The following is a 14,976-nucleotide window of genomic DNA, read 5'->3' as shown; positions in this document are numbered from 1 at the left end:
TTCACACTTATGAATTTCTCAGCCTTTACACTCGGGATAGAAGAAGAATACATGGTGATGGACCCGCAGACGCGGGAACTGCGCTCGCATGAACAAAGGATCGTGGAGCAGGCGCAAAAAGTGATCAAAGACAAGGTAAAGGCGGAAATGCACCAGGCGGTGGTGGAAGTGGGTACGCAGATCTGCGCGGATATCCATGAAGCGTACGACGATGTGCTGCTGCTGCGCAAAACGATCTCGGGGATAGCGGACGAGCTGGGTTTCAGCGTGGGCGCCGCCGGCACGCATCCTTTTTCCAAATGGGAAAAGCAGCTGATCACGGATCATCCCCGCTATTTTGAGCTGGTGAATGAAATGCAGGACGCGGCGCGTTCCAACCTCATCTTCGGCCTGCATGTGCACGTGGGCATGGAGAACCGCGAAATGGCGCTGCACATCGCCAACAGCGCGCGCTACTTCCTGCCGCACATCTTTGCGCTGAGCACCAATTCCCCTTTCTGGGAAGGCCGCAACACCGGCTTCAAATCCTTCCGCACGAAGGTCTTCGATAAATTTCCCCGCACCGGCATCCCGGATTTCTTTGGGAGCATCGAGGAATACGACAACTATATCAAACTGCTGGTAAAGACCAACTGTATCGATAATGCCAAAAAGGTTTGGTGGGACCTGCGGGTGCATCCGTTTTTCAACACGGTGGAGTTCCGCATCTGCGACGTGCCGCTGACCGTGCAGGAAACCATCACCCTCGCCGCGCTTTTCCAGGCGGTATGCGTGAAGATATTCAAGCTGCGCATGCAGAACCTGAACTTCATCATCTACAACCGCGCGCTGGTGAACGAAAACAAATGGCGCGCCTCGCGGTACGGCATCGATGGCAGCCTGATCGATTTTGGCAAAGAAATGGAGGTCAATACCCGCGCCCTTATCTATGAACTGCTGGATTTCGTGGACGATGTGCTCGACGACCTGGGCTCCCGCAACGAGGCGGTAGGCGGCACCGAAAAGATCCTGGCCGGTGGCACCGGTGCGGACAAACAGTTGGAGGTGTTCGCTGAAAAGGAAGACCTCACCGCCGTGGTGGATTATATCCAGTCGAGGTTCCTGGAAGAGTGACCGGCGGGCCGGCCGCATACGCCATGTGCCAGCGGGCATCGCTGATGACGGCTGACGGATGAAGCGGCTACCCGGAGTCGGAGGAGGAAGCGGCTGCCCGGAGGTGCGGTGCCGGATAAATCCTTCCATCCGCCACATTCCCGATTTCTGGCTTAATTTTGCAAAGAGATGAAAGTAGCTGTGCTAGACATGTACGAAGGCGTACCCAATGAAGGTATGCGTTGCATCCGCGAACTGCTGATGGATTTTTCAGAGCAGCAGCAGATCCCGCTGCAGCTGAATGAATTTGATGTGCGCCTGCAGCAGCAGGTGCCGGACCTGGGATATGATGTTTATATTTCCTCCGGCGGGCCGGGCAGTCCCCTGGACAGCGCCGGCAATGCCTGGGAAGAAGCCTATTTCGGCTGGCTGAACAGCGTGCTGGCCTGGAACGAGGTTCCCGGCAACCGCAAAAAACATATTTTCCTGATTTGCCATTCCTTCCAGATCGTATGCCGGTATTTTTCACTGGCCACCGTTTGCCGGCGGAAATCTCCCGCATTCGGCGTATTCCCGGTGCATAAAACGGAGGCCGGCATGGAGGAACTTTTATTCAGCGGCCTCCCCGACCCGTTCTATATCGTGGACAGCCGCAACTGGCAGGTGACGCAGCCCGATGATGAGAAGCTGGCGGCGATGGGCGCGCAGGTGCTGACCATCGAAAAGGAAAGGCCGCATGTGCCGCTGGAAAGAGCGACCATGGCCATCCGCTTCAATCCATACATGACCGGCACCCAGTTCCATCCCGAAGCGGACGCGGCCGGCATGCGCAAATACCTGCTGCAGCCCGCCAGGAAACAACGTGTGATACAGGAGCACGGCGAGGAAAAATACCGGAGCATGCTGGAATTGCTGGCCGAGCCGGACAAAATCCTCCTCACCCACAACACCCTGCTGCCCAATTTCCTGCTGGAAGCCCTGCAACGGCAGCAGCAGTACACCTAAATACGATATGATGATCCCGGTTGTCCGTCAACAATATAATCAAACCTTCTCCGTAGCGAAGTATGAAGCGCTGAAGGCCGCGCTGGCAGCCGAAACCGGCATCACGCCCGCTTTCCGCATCGCGGAAACGCCCGTGTTCGTGCCCGCGCCCCTGAAACAGCAGCTGCTGGATGCGGGTGAATCCATCATCGACCTGCTCCTGCAGCCTGATTTCCGCGAACTAACGGAAATGGCTATACCAAAAGGCCAGCATGTTCCGAAAGAGAACGGCCGCTCCTCCTTTGTGATCATTGATTTTGCCGTTACCCGCGCGGAAGACGGATCACTGGCGCCGCAATTGATAGAGCTGCAGGGGTTTCCGAGCCTCTTCGCCTTCCAGGAATTGCTGGCGGAGCAATTCCGGCAGCAATTCGACATTCCCGCCGGTTTAAGCAGTTTTCCGGAGCAGATGGATGCGGCCGCTTACAAAGCATTGCTGCAACGCACCATCCTCAACGGTCATCCCCCCGAAGCCGTGGTACTGCTCGAAGTACTGCCGCAGCAACAAAAAACGCTGATCGATTTTGCCGGAACGGAAAAGATGCTGGGCATCCCGGTGATCTGCGTGTCCGCCCTCATACAGGAAGGCAAAAAGCTGTATTATGACCGCGATGGGAAAAAGACGCGCATACGCCGCATCTACAACCGCATGATCTTTGAAGACCTGGAAAAATACCGCACGGAACTGGGCGCTGCGGTTGACTTTCAGCATGAGCTGGACGTGGAATGGGCGCCGCACCCCAACTGGTATTACCGCATCAGCAAGTACCTGCTGCCGCTGATACATGGCCCCTTTGCACCGAAAGCCTGGTTCCTCCACGAAATTCCCGTGCTGCCGCAAGACCTGGACAATTACGTGCTGAAACCCCTGTTCTCCTTCGCGGGCCAGGGCGTGATCATCGATCCCACACCCGCGGACATCAATGCGATCAAAGACCCCGAGAACTGGATACTGCAGCAAAAAGTGCAGTACGCCCCCGTGATTGAAACGCCCACCGGCCCTGCCAAATGCGAAATCCGCATGATGTACTGCTGGCCGGACGATGCGCCCCGCCCCATATTGGCGCACAGCCTGGCGCGCCTCAGCAAGGGAAAGATGATCGGTGTGGCGTATAATGCGGACCAGGAATGGGTGGGCGGCAGCTGCTGCTTTTTTGAATGACAACCTATAAACTTCAGATATGCAACGTCTCAATATCAGCTCCGGCGCCCCCTGGGAGGCCAAGGTGGGATACTCCCGCGCAGTGAGGATCGGTAATATTGTGGAAGTTTCCGGCACCGTTTCGGTGGATGGGGAAAAAGTGATCGGCATCAATAACGCATACGAGCAAACGAAACATGCGCTTGCGAAGATAGAGGCCGCTTTGGTGAAGGCCGGCGCATCGCTGCACGATGTGGTGCGCACGCGCATGTTCGTCACTGATATTTCAAAATGGGAAGAGATCGGCCGCGCGCACGGAGAGTTCTTTCACGGCATCCGGCCGGCCACTACCATGGTGGAGGTCAGCAGGCTGATAGGGCCGGACCTGCTGGTGGAGATCGAAGCCACAGCGGTGGTGCCGGGCGTGGTGAAACAGGTTTGACGCGGTTTCCCAAAGGGCCTGGCGATAGCGAATAAAAAAGGCCGCCCCATCGGAGCGGCCTTCAGCATATCATGCATGCGCCTTTATTGCGCAAACTTCGTTCTCCAGTTCATCATGCCGCCTTCCAGGTTCTTCGTGTTGGAAAAACCCATGGTTTCCAGCAGCATGCAAGCCTGTCCGCTCCGGTTGCCGCTTTTGCAGTAAACGATCAGTTCCTCGTCTTTAAACGGTTCCAGCTCGTCCACCATCATGGCCCTGATATCTCCGAGCGGCACGTGAATGCCGCCGATATTGAATTCTTCTCTTTCATGCGGCTCGCGAACGTCTACGATATGGAGTTGTTCGCCGTTATCCAGGCGTTGCTTCAGCTCTTCCGCGGTTATTATTTCCATGGTAGTTTGATTTTTGGTAAAGTTATGAAAGATATTACTCTTGCGGCGCAGGTATCTGTTGCGGCGGCAGCAGGCTGTCCCTCACCGGGCGGTTGGATGACAGCCAGAGGTCTACGCTTTCTCCCGCACGGATAAGGTTCAGCTCACCCAGCTCGTTTCTGCGGGCGGGCAGCTGTTTAAATACAAATGCGCCCAAAGTGTCCGTCACGCCGCCATCGAACAGCACGATGCCCACGTTGAGGTTGCTGGCCGCGAGCACTTCGCGGGCCTCCATGTAAGTCAGCCCCACGATCTCCGGTACCGGGTTTTCCATGCTGCCGGTTCCGCTGCTCAGCACCAGCGTGATATTGCTGCCTTCGGGTATTTCCTTGCCCGGCTTGATGGGCTTGCCGTTGAGCAGTTGCTGTAAAACGGTATTGGTAGCGAAGTCCGGCTTATAGATCGTATCCCCGACATTCAGGCGGCGCGCTTTCAGCGTCATCTCCGCGCTGCGGAAAGTCAGCCCTTCGAGATCGGGCATCGGCACCATCGGTGGAATTACTTTGTTTACGGTCAGGTAAATGGTACGGTTCACTTTTACCACATCGCCGCGTTCCGGCGTTTGCTCATATACGAGCAGCGCCTGCAGGGTGTCTATGTAAACAGAATCGCGCACTTCTACTTCAAAGCCCAGTTTTTCCAGGGCAGCGGTAGCCTGTTCGATAGATTTACCCCGGATGTCCGGCACCGTCACCACTTCGCCGTGGCGGGTGAGAAAGCTCAGGGAGAAAAAGAAGATGAAGCCTAACACAACCATTAATCCTAAGATTACCAGTATGTTATAGCCGAAAGAACGTTTAGTGATGTTGTCGAATAATTTCATTGAAGCCTATTTGTGTATAAGGAAAATCAGGTCAGGCATTCTTCAATAAGCATGCCGTAAAATGCCTGCAGCGTCATGCCTGCGGCCCTTACCTGTTGCGGTACCAGGCTGTTCTCGCTCTGTCCCGGCATCGTGTTTATTTCCAGGAAGTATACCTGGCCGGTGCCTTCTTCGAGGATGAAGTCCGCCCGCACAATGCCGCGGCAGTTCAGGCGGTGGTACAGTTCCTTCGCGGCGGTGCGGATATGTTCCGCGGCGGCTTCCGGTATCTCGGCGGGCGTTACTTCGTTGGTGATGCCCGGTGTGTATTTGGCTTCGTAGTCGAAGAAGTCCTTCGTGCTGCGGATCTCCGTCAGCGGCAGTACATGCAGCTCACCTTTGGCGAAGAACAGGCCGCAGGTTACTTCGGTGCCTTTAATGAACTCCTCTATGAGCACCTGGCTGTCTTCCTTAAAAGCCTTTTCAATCGCGGCTTCCAGCTCTTCCGCCTTGCTCACCTTGCTCATGCCGATGCTGCTGCCGCCTTCCGCCGGCTTTACGAATACCGGCAGGCGCAGTTGCTGCAGGATGGCCGCGGCGTCATAAGGCTTGTTGCGGAAGATGTGGATGGAGCGCGATACTTTCACCACGTCCAGCGCGGCCACCACTTTGTTGCAATAGCTTTTGTTGAAGGTAAGGGCGGAGGCAACCATGCCGCAGCTCGTATAAGGGATGCCCAGCATTTCGAAATAGCCCTGCAGGCGCCCGTCTTCCCCCGGCGTGCCATGAATGCCGATGAAGACCGCGTCAAAGGAAATATGTTTTCCGCCGATGGTCAGGCTGAAATCGTTCTTGTCCACTTCATACACGCCGCCATCCGCCGCTGTGTGGCGCCATCCTTCTTTTGTGATCACGATCCTGTACACGGTATACAGCGCCGGATCGATGTTTTTCTCAATAACGGCGGCGCTTTGCACGGAGATCACATATTCTCCGGAATATCCGCCAGCTACCAGGGCAATATTTTTAGTCATAATCGGTTAAATATCGCGGAAATTAAAAATAAAAAATCAAAAAGGAAGGTCTGCGTGATGCCGGACCTTCCTTTTCGCTGAATTTTTTCTGTTTCCCTTGTATTAAATATGGAGACGGGCTTTCTTTTCCATCAGCTCGTCCACCGTTTCCTGGTACATTTCGTCGGGCACGCAGCAATCTACCGGGCAAACCGCCGCACACTGGGGCTCTTCATGGAAGCCCTGGCACTCTGTACATTTATTGGGAACGATATAATAAGTATCTACACTCACCGGGGCGTTACGCTGGTCGGCGTCCATTTCGGTGCCGTCCATCAGCGTATAGCTTCCTTTTACCGTTGTACCATCCGCCAATGCCCATTCCACACCACCTTCGTAAATGGCATTGTTCGGGCATTCCGGTTCACAGGCCCCGCAGTTAATACATTCGTCTGTTATCTTAATTGCCATGATGTAAACTTTTTGTTTAGGATGTAAGCCATTAATTTTGCCTCAAAAATAAAATATCTTCAACTCAATCTCAAGTATTTCGGGGAAATGATGGATTTATCACACAAAATAGCAGCACTGGAGCGCCTGGGGGCTTATCTGAACGGCCAGGGAACGGCAGCAGAGCGTGACGGCCTGCAGGCGGTGAAGGAACAGGCTTACCGGCATAACGGCTGGTTCACCCCGGAATTTACGGACCTGGCGATCCGTGGCATCAGCGGGCAGTTTCTGCAAAAGGACGCGCTGAACGCCTGGCTGGCGGGATACCCCGGTTTCGGCCAGCCCTCCGCGCCAAAGAAAGTGGGCATCGTGGCGGCGGGCAACATTCCGCTGGTGGGGTTTCATGACTGGATGACGGGCTACCTCAGCGGGCACGACATCCGCCTCAAGCTGTCCTCCAAAGACAACATCCTGCTCCCGCATTTGCTCGCAAAGCTCGAAGAATGGTATCCCGGCGGCAGTTCAACAACCGTGCAGGACATCCTGAAAGATTGCGACGCCTACATCGCCACGGGCAGCAACAACTCCGCGCGCTATTTCAACTACTATTTCTCGAAATATCCCCATATCATCCGCCGCAACCGCACTTCCGCCGCCGTGCTCACCGGTGAGGAAACGCCCGCGGAGCTGGAAGCCCTCGCTGACGATGTGATGCTGTACTTCGGGCTGGGCTGCCGGAATGTGACCAAAGTATTTGTGCCGGAAGGCTATGATTTCAACCCGCTGCTCGCCGCGCTGAAAAAGTACGCCCGGCTCGCCGATCATCACAAATACAAAAACAACTACGATTATAATCTCGCCCTTTACCTCCTGAACCTCTCGCCGTATCAAACGAACGACAGCGTGCTGCTGCACGAAAGCGAATCCCTCTTCTCCCCGCTCAGCGTGCTGCACTACGGGTTTTACCAGGAAAGGGCCATGCTGGAAGCAGAGCTGAAGCAGCACCCGGACCTGCAATGCCTCGTGGGAAAAGGGAACGTTCCCTTCGGCCAGGCCCAGCAGCCTGCGTTGAATGATTACGCGGATGGTGTGGACACCGTGGCTTTCCTGCAATCGCTGTGATGGCAGTTGCCGTAACAGCCCGGACGTGCGTTTGCGCTTGATGCCTGCACACTTCCGCCGCTTTCACTGAACGCTGGCGCCGCCGGCTGCTCGTGCCACCGCAGCCGCCACCCGCCCGCTAACAAAATGACATCCCGGTTTGTTATCCTGACAGGCGCCCGCCATACTTTTGGCAGTGCCCCCTCCGTTTATTTAAGGAGCCTTTAACGAATGGCCTAAAAATCTGTTAAATACATAGGTGTTGCAACGCACACCAGCATTTCTGCGTTACATTTGTAAGCAAAGGCACATAAATTGATGTATAAAGGCTGAGGATATTTTTACTTTTTTGACCCTTTTAAAACCAATTAGCAAATATGAAATTCAAACAAGTTGCGGCCACCGTTCTTATCAGCGCAGCCACCGCTTTTGCGAGCATATTTGTGTACAGCAAATATTTTCAGCCAAAACCGGAAGGATTGTTCCAGAACGGGTCGGACGATATCCCTGTCAATTATGCCAGCTATACGCCCGGTGCCATGCCCAATACCAATCTTACGCCGCCTACTGATTTCCAGCAGGCCGCCAAAATAGGTACACCGGCCGTGGTGCATATCAAAACAAAGATCAATCCGCGCCAGCTGAACAATAACATCCAGAAGCGCAGAAGCCTGCTGGAAGAGTTTTTCGGTGAAGACTTTGACGACGGAGGCTCCCGCCGGTATTATGTGCCGGGGCAGATGGCTTCCGGCTCCGGAGTGCTGATCGCGGATGACGGTTTTATCGTGACCAACAATCACGTAGTGGACGACGCGGACGAGATCTCCGTAACGCTGAGCAACAATAAATCATACAAGGCGAAAGTGATCGGCACGGACCCGAATACGGACCTGGCCGTGATCAAAATAGACGCCGCGGGCCTCCCCTATCTCCTGTACGGCGATTCAGACGACATACAGGTAGGCCAGTGGGTACTGGCAGTGGGTTATCCGCTGAACCTGGAAACCACGGTCACAGCCGGCATCGTGAGCGCCAAAAGCCGCGCCATCGGCATCAACACCCGCCAGCGCAGGTCCGCCATCGAATCCTTCATTCAGACGGATGCGGCGGTGAACCAGGGCAACAGCGGCGGCGCGCTGATCAATACCGCCGGTGAACTCATCGGTATCAATGCCGCCATCGCCTCGCCCACCGGCGCATACGCAGGTTATTCCTACGCCATCCCGGTGAACCTGGTGAAGAAAGTGGTGAACGACATCGTGAAGTTTGGCAACGTGCAGAGGGCTTACCTCGGCATTGAATACCAGGACCCGTCCAGGATGACCGAAGCACAGCTGCGTGAGCAGCAAATGACCCGCGACATGGGCGGCATCAAGGTGCTGGGCGTGCCGGAAACCGGCGCAGCCGCAACAGCCGGCATTAAAGAAGGTGATATTATCACAAAAATAAACGGTATCTCTACCGCATCAGTTCCGGAACTGATGGAACAGATCAGCCGATATAAACCAGGTGATAAAGTGAGCATTAACTACATGCGAAACAACAAAGAGTACACCGCCAGTGCGATCCTGAAGAACCTCGACGGGAATACGGGCATCGTAAAGGCAACCGTACTCGATTACCTGGGGGCTGAATTAAGCCCGATCCGGGCGGAATATGCAAAAAGGCTGGGGATCACAGGCGGCGTAGTGGTGACCAACATCAACAGCGGCCTGATCAAAAAACAGACCAGCATGAAATCATCCTTCGTGATCCTGAAGGTAGACGACCAGCGGATCGCGTCAACGGACGACCTCAAAAAAGCGATGCAGGGGAAAAGTAAAGTAAGACTGGAGGGTTTTTACCCGGGCGACGAGTATGGCAATATCTATTATTACAATATCGACCTGAGCAACAGCATCGAATTTTAATCATGTATTCATAAGTGTTTTCATATAGGTTTTATAGGTTAGGATTGAAGGCCCCCCGCTTCTCGGGGGGCCTTGCTTTTTACGGAATGCCGTAAAATAGAAAAGTCCCCTGCAAACAGGAGACCTTTATTATGACCATTATTGTAAAGGCTCACAACAATGACCATATATCCTATGAAAACCCTGCACTAAAAGTAGGACTATAAAGCATATGACGCCGCTGCCACTTGGTAAACGTCAAGAAATAGCTCGCCAACGGCAATAAAGATGCGGTGAAATAATAATCAGGGGATGGAAAAACAGGTTACAGGTTGATCACACCTTTCAGCTGGGTGAAGAATTCGTCTTTTTTGCGGGACGAAATGGGGATGTTCTTCTGGTCGCTCATGATAACGGCAGTACCTAACCCTTTGATAATCTTCACAATATGATGAATATTGATCAGGAAGGATTTGTGTACGCGGTAAAAACCTTTGTCTGACAGCATTTCCTCATATTCTTTCAGGGATTTGGAGATGAGATGGGAAACGTTGTTGATAAGCTGGATCTTCGTATAGCTGTCGAATGCCTCGCAATAGATGATATCTTTCAGGTCGATGACGTTATAACCGTCATTCACCGGTATCACGATCTTCGAGAACGCATTATCATTATTCTTTACATAATCTTTCAGAATGGACGCCAGTTCGTTGAGCCGGCCTTTTTTGCTGCGCTTCACTTTTTCCAATGCGTCTTCCACCTCACTTACCTTGATCGGTTTGAGCAAATAGTCCAGCGCCGCAAACTTGATAGCCTGAAGCGCGTATTCCTGGAAAGCAGTGATGAAAATTACTTCGAAATTAAGGACAGGGAACATTTCCAGTAACTGAAAACCGTTATGGGGGGGCATTTCAATATCCAGGAAAAGTACATCAATAGGGTTATTCTTGATCATTTCCGCAGCCTCATGGATATTTTGTGCTTCGCCTATCACCTTTACATCCTTACAGTAATTTTCAAGAATGTTTCGCAGGATATGTATGTTGCGGACCTCGTCGTCAACAATGGCAGCTTTAATAATACTCATAACATCTTTACAATGGGAATCTGGATTTCAACCAAGGTACCTTCCTTGTTGCCGAATCCAGACTTAAATTTATCAATAATTTCTAACTTTCCAACGCTTCCATTAAAAGATTTGATAATCTGGAGCCTTTCTTTAATAACACTTAGCGCCGTGGATTCATGTTTTGCGAGCTTTCCACTCTTAATATTGTTAGCGTGCTCCCAACCGATCCCGTCGTCGTCCACCGCGCACAGCAAAAGGTCTCCGCGCAATTCCAGCTTCACCAGCAAATGCCCGCTGCCGTTCTTCGGCGCAAGACCATGCTTGATGGCATTTTCGAGAATGGGCTGGATGAGCATGGGCGGAATGTAAACCGTGTATTCTTTCAGTTCTTCGCTTTGCTCAAAACGATAAACAAAGGAATTGGCGAAACGGATCTTTTCCAGCTCCAGGTACCGGGCGAGAAAAGCGATCTCGTCTTCCAGCGATATGAATGACTTCCGGGAGTTGTTGAGCATCTGGCGCATCAGCGTGGCGAAGTCCGCCAGGAAATTGAGCGCCTGCTTCTCTTCTTTTTCCAGGATGAGGTGTTGTACGGAATTGAGGGAATTGAAGATGAAATGCGGGTTCATCTGGTTGGTCAATGCCTTGGCCTCCAGCTCCGCGATGCGCCGGTTATATTCCGTCTTTCGCCGCTCTCCTCCCTTGATGCGCCCCACGATATAGCGGAGCACCAGTACGATCGCCATTAATCCCAGCAGCACGAGTATGCCCCTCGCCCACCATTGCTGGTACCACTGCGGCAGAATGGAAATGGTGAGCGACACCGGCTGGCTCCATCCGCTTTTGTATTTGCGCGCCCGGATCAGCAATTTGTAATCGCCGGGCTGCAATCGCGGATAGGGAATGATATTGCTCATGGTGGTGACCCAGCCGGAAGATGTGTCGTTCGAAAAATTGTATTGATATTCCACCAGCTCCGGCAGGTCGTAAGCGATGGCGCCGAACTCCACTTCAAAAGCGCCGCCTCTTTCGTAAAGATGCTGGAAGTAGGGAAGCGCCAGGAAAGTGCTGTCCCCGTACCGGATGGCATTGAGGTATACCGTGGGTGGCACGGTATCCACAGGGATGTGGTCGCGGGAAAAGTAGCAAAGCCCGTTGGACGTGGCGATGAAAAGGGTGTCCTGCGAATGGCTGAGCCCGCGGATGTCGTCGCTCATCAGTCCGTCGTTGGAAGTGATATTGCGCAGCATTACGAGCCTCCGCGCGTCGATGACGGACACGCCGCGGTTGGTGGCTACATACACGCGGTCTGTACCGTCGAAATACAATTGCTGGCAGATATCGCTGAGCATATCGTCGCGGGTGCTGAAGTGGCGGATGATCTTGTTATTTTTCAGCACAAAGATGCCCTGGTCGCTCGTGCCCACCCAAAGCAGGCTGTCGATCCACCGCATGTCCTTGATCCCCTGCCGCAGGCGCGGGTCCTGGTGCACAGGCTGCGGCATCCCGTCACCCACGCCGAAGTAGAGGCCGGAGCTGGTGCCGAGGTAATAGGCGCTGTCGTTAATGTTGGAAATGCTGGTGACCTGGGTTTCCAGGCTGCTGAGGTCCAGCGGCACCGTGCCTATTCCGTTCAGGAGCTGGTTGCGGGTTACCACGCGCACTTTGCCGGAGGGCGTGATGCCCATGTCTTTCACCGTCCGCATGTCCACCTCCTGCACGGGCTTCTTGTAACCGGGCGCGAAGCGGTAAACCCCATTGTCCGTACCAATGAGCACTTCCTGCCCTTTGGGCAGCGCGCGGATGCTGAACACGCTGTTCCGGCCGCCGCTGGAATCCAGCGAGTAGCGGGTGATGCGGCCGTTCATGTCCATCAGGTTCAGCATGCCGGCGTTCTCACCGATGTAGAGGAGGCTGTTGCGCTTGTCCCGGAAAACGCTGTAAACGGAATGCGAATAAAGCCCGTTGGTATTGTCCAGGTAACTGAAGTAAAAATGTTTGAAGGGGATGTGATAGACGCCGTCGCCGAAGGTGGTGATCCAGATATTGCCGTCCCGGTCATTCAGGATGGAAGTGATGTAGTGATTGTCCAGCAGCTTGCTGAGCTTTGTTTCCCCCCTGAAAAAATCGCGGACGTAGTAGAGCGAGCGCGGCGTGCCGATCCAGAGGTTGCTCCCGTCGATGCACATGCTGCTGATGCCTTCGGTGATGCCCCAGTCCTGCCCCCTGAAGAAAGGAATGATATCTTTCCGGGTGTAGGAATAAAGCACGTTGTCGTGGATGATCACCGGGTGTTCCCGCACTCTTCCGGCGAAATCCCCATCCATGATGGAAAAGGGTGCGGTGAGAAAGATCTTCTGGCCTGGGTTGTTGTTATCTTTCAGGCTTTGCAGCTGAAAGGCCTGCTGCAGCGGGCGGAAGATGGTGTCGTTGCTGAGGAACCAGAAGAGATCTGAAGGCTTGGCGCCGAGCTTGTCGTAGATCGTTTCGCGGCCGTTGTACTGGATGATGCGGCCGGCGGTGTTGAGGAACCAGGGTATCCTGGCGCGGTCTTCGAACGCATATTGCATGTACTGGCTTCTGCTGTTGAAGCGGAGGCTGGTATCGTTATCCTCGTTGTGCACCACGTGCTGGCCGTAGTAGGAAGGCATGCCGTTGTTGGTGAAGAACCACACCCTTCCGCGGGAATCGGCGGCCAGCTTGATCACGTCGTTGTCGGTCAGCCCGTCTTTCTTGGTATAGTTACGGAAGCGCTTCCCGTCGAATTTGCTCACGCCGGTGGGCGTGGCGAACCAGATGAAGCCTTCCGTGTCCTGCACGGCGCCGTATACGGTGGCGTTGGCAAGGCCATCCTTTACATTATAATTGCGGATCACCAGGCCCTGTGCCTCCGCAAAGCGGGAATGCACCAGGCAGATGACCAGCAATATGATATAACGGATGGCCTGCATCAACGATGTAAGTCTAATGTTTTTTTGCGTGACGAATAAACCTGGCAAATGGCTTGCCGGATTGCCGGCTCCCTTTTAGTAAGCCCTGGCGAACAATACCCTTTCTTTGGAGGGTTTGCCGGTAAGGATGCAGGCGCCTGCTTCCTGCGGGTTGTCCAGCGGGATGCAGCGGATGGTTGCTTTGGTGCGTTCCTTGATCGCCGCTTCTGTTTCCGCCGTTCCATCCCAGTGTGCCGAAATGAACCCGCCTTTTTCTTCCAGCAGCGCTTCAAATTCTTCCCAGCTGTCTGCTTTGGTGATATGTTCCTTGCGGTACGCCAGCGCCGTATCGTACATGTTCTGCTGGATCTCTTCCAGGAGCTGTATGATGCGGTCGGGCAGGCCGTCCAGGGAATAGCTGGATTTTTCCTTTGTATCCCTGCGGGCCACTTCCGCTACGTTATTTTCCAGGTCGCGCGCGCCGATTGCGATGCGCACTGGTACGCCTTTCATTTCATATTCCGCGAATTTCCATCCGGGCCGCGCATTGTCTGAATCGTCGTATTTCACACGGATGCCGGCGTTTTTCAGTGCTGCCATGATGTCATTCACTTTTTCATCGATCAGCGCTTTCTGGTCGTTGCCTTTGTAAATGGGAACGATTACGACCTGTAACGGAGAAATGCGGGGCGGTAGTATGAGCCCGTCGTCATCACTGTGCGCCATCACGAGCGCGCCCACGAGGCGGGTGGATACACCCCAGGAGGTGGCCCATACGTATTCCAGCTTGTTTTCCCTGTTGGAGAACTGCACGTCGAAGGCTTTGGCGAAATTCTGCCCGAGGAAGTGGGAAGTACCCGCCTGCAGCGCTTTTCCGTCTGACATGAGGGCTTCGATGCAATAGGTGTCTACCGCGCCGGCAAAGCGCTCTGAGGCGGTTTTCACGCCTTTGATCACCGGCACCGCCATGTAATTTTCCACGAAATCCGCGTAAACGTCCAGCATCTGCCGGGTTTCGGCGATAGCTTCCTCCGCCGTGGCATGGGCGGTATGCCCTTCCTGCCAGAGAAATTCCGCTGTGCGCAGGAAAAGGCGGGTGCGCATTTCCCAGCGCATCACGTTCGCCCACTGGTTGATGAGCAGCGGGAGGTCGCGGTAGGACTGAATCCAGTCCTTATACGTATTCCAGATGATCGTTTCAGACGTAGGGCGGATGATCAGCTCTTCTTCCAGTTTGGCTTCCGGGTCTACGATCACCCCTTTCCCGTCAGGATCGTTTTTCAGGCGGTAATGCGTCACAACGGCGCATTCCTTGGCGAAGCCTTCCACGTGATCAGCTTCCTTGCTCAGGAAGCTTTTGGGGATCAGGAGCGGGAAATAGGCATTCTGGTGGCCGGTATCCTTGAATTTTTTGTCCAGCACGTCGCGCATGTTCTCCCATAGTGCAAAGCCGTAGGGCTTGATAACCATGCATCCACGGACGGGAGAATAGTCCGCCAGGCCTCCTTTCAGAACCAGGTCATTGTACCATTGCGCATAATCCTGCGAACGAGCTGTAATCTCTTTACTCAT

General features: G+C 53.9%; 13 protein-coding genes. 6 read left to right on the top strand and 7 right to left on the bottom strand.

Annotated elements, in window-relative coordinates; translation table 11 throughout:
- The first annotated feature begins 9 nt into the window (after positions 1–9).
- The 4 genes from CCY01nite_RS20965 to CCY01nite_RS20950 all read left to right on the top strand — a co-directional run bounded on the left by CCY01nite_RS20965 (position 10) and on the right by CCY01nite_RS20950 (position 3,719).
- Positions 10–1,113 (top strand): carboxylate-amine ligase, encoded by a 1,104-nt coding sequence (locus CCY01nite_RS20965; protein ID WP_146865890.1) that lies wholly within the window; start codon positions 10–12, stop codon positions 1,111–1,113.
- Between the two features lie 168 nt (positions 1,114–1,281).
- On the top strand, positions 1,282–2,097 hold the full coding sequence (locus tag CCY01nite_RS20960) for a type 1 glutamine amidotransferase (RefSeq protein WP_146865888.1): 816 nt from the start codon (positions 1,282–1,284) through the stop codon (positions 2,095–2,097).
- 7 nt (positions 2,098–2,104) lie between these two features.
- Positions 2,105–3,298, top strand: coding sequence for a hypothetical protein (locus tag CCY01nite_RS20955; protein ID WP_246129994.1), 1,194 nt, complete (start codon positions 2,105–2,107; stop codon positions 3,296–3,298).
- A 19-nt stretch (positions 3,299–3,317) separates the two neighbouring features.
- Positions 3,318–3,719, top strand: coding sequence for a RidA family protein (locus CCY01nite_RS20950; RefSeq protein ID WP_146865884.1), 402 nt, complete (start codon positions 3,318–3,320; stop codon positions 3,717–3,719).
- An 83-nt stretch (positions 3,720–3,802) separates the two neighbouring features.
- Here the strand turns inward: CCY01nite_RS20950 and CCY01nite_RS20945 are convergent, their stop codons facing one another.
- From CCY01nite_RS20945 to CCY01nite_RS20930, 4 genes are all read right to left on the bottom strand, one after another.
- Positions 3,803–4,111 (bottom strand): rhodanese-like domain-containing protein, encoded by a 309-nt coding sequence (locus tag CCY01nite_RS20945; protein WP_146865882.1) that lies wholly within the window; start codon positions 4,109–4,111, stop codon positions 3,803–3,805.
- Between the two features lie 34 nt (positions 4,112–4,145).
- Complete coding sequence (locus CCY01nite_RS20940) at positions 4,146–4,973, bottom strand: PASTA domain-containing protein (protein WP_146865880.1); 828 nt, start codon at positions 4,971–4,973, stop codon at positions 4,146–4,148.
- 26 nt (positions 4,974–4,999) lie between these two features.
- On the bottom strand, positions 5,000–5,986 hold the full coding sequence (locus tag CCY01nite_RS20935) for a D-alanine--D-alanine ligase (RefSeq protein ID WP_146865878.1): 987 nt from the start codon (positions 5,984–5,986) through the stop codon (positions 5,000–5,002).
- A gap of 102 nt (positions 5,987–6,088) precedes the next feature.
- The gene (locus CCY01nite_RS20930) at positions 6,089–6,436 is read right to left on the bottom strand and encodes a 4Fe-4S dicluster domain-containing protein (RefSeq protein ID WP_146865876.1); all 348 of its coding nucleotides are present in this window, start codon (positions 6,434–6,436) and stop codon (positions 6,089–6,091) included.
- A gap of 87 nt (positions 6,437–6,523) precedes the next feature.
- Here CCY01nite_RS20930 and CCY01nite_RS20925 point away from each other — a divergent pair, with 87 nt between their 5' ends.
- Together CCY01nite_RS20925 and CCY01nite_RS20920 are read left to right on the top strand one after the other, a co-directional pair.
- Positions 6,524–7,537: an acyl-CoA reductase gene (locus CCY01nite_RS20925; RefSeq protein ID WP_246129993.1), complete on the top strand. Its 1,014-nt coding sequence runs from the start codon at positions 6,524–6,526 to the stop codon at positions 7,535–7,537.
- Positions 7,538–7,893: 356 nt separating this feature from the next.
- The gene (locus CCY01nite_RS20920) at positions 7,894–9,426 is read left to right on the top strand and encodes a trypsin-like peptidase domain-containing protein (RefSeq protein WP_146865872.1); all 1,533 of its coding nucleotides are present in this window, start codon (positions 7,894–7,896) and stop codon (positions 9,424–9,426) included.
- A gap of 304 nt (positions 9,427–9,730) precedes the next feature.
- On the opposite strand, the gene CCY01nite_RS20915 is transcribed toward CCY01nite_RS20920, so the two are convergent.
- From CCY01nite_RS20915 to proS, 3 genes are all read right to left on the bottom strand, one after another.
- Positions 9,731–10,492: a LytR/AlgR family response regulator transcription factor gene (locus CCY01nite_RS20915; protein WP_074237512.1), complete on the bottom strand. Its 762-nt coding sequence runs from the start codon at positions 10,490–10,492 to the stop codon at positions 9,731–9,733.
- Positions 10,489–13,425 (bottom strand): sensor histidine kinase, encoded by a 2,937-nt coding sequence (locus CCY01nite_RS20910; RefSeq protein WP_246130018.1) that lies wholly within the window; start codon positions 13,423–13,425, stop codon positions 10,489–10,491. The genes CCY01nite_RS20915 and CCY01nite_RS20910 overlap by 4 nt, the downstream gene beginning before the upstream one ends.
- Before the next feature lie 75 nt (positions 13,426–13,500).
- Complete coding sequence (proS, locus tag CCY01nite_RS20905) at positions 13,501–14,976, bottom strand: proline--tRNA ligase (RefSeq protein WP_146865868.1); 1,476 nt, start codon at positions 14,974–14,976, stop codon at positions 13,501–13,503.

The organism is Chitinophaga cymbidii (assembly GCF_007992715.1).
In the GTDB taxonomy this organism is placed as follows: domain Bacteria; phylum Bacteroidota; class Bacteroidia; order Chitinophagales; family Chitinophagaceae; genus Chitinophaga; species Chitinophaga cymbidii.
Note: the sequence above shows the minus strand (reverse complement) of the source record. Positions and strands in the feature narration are given on the sequence as shown.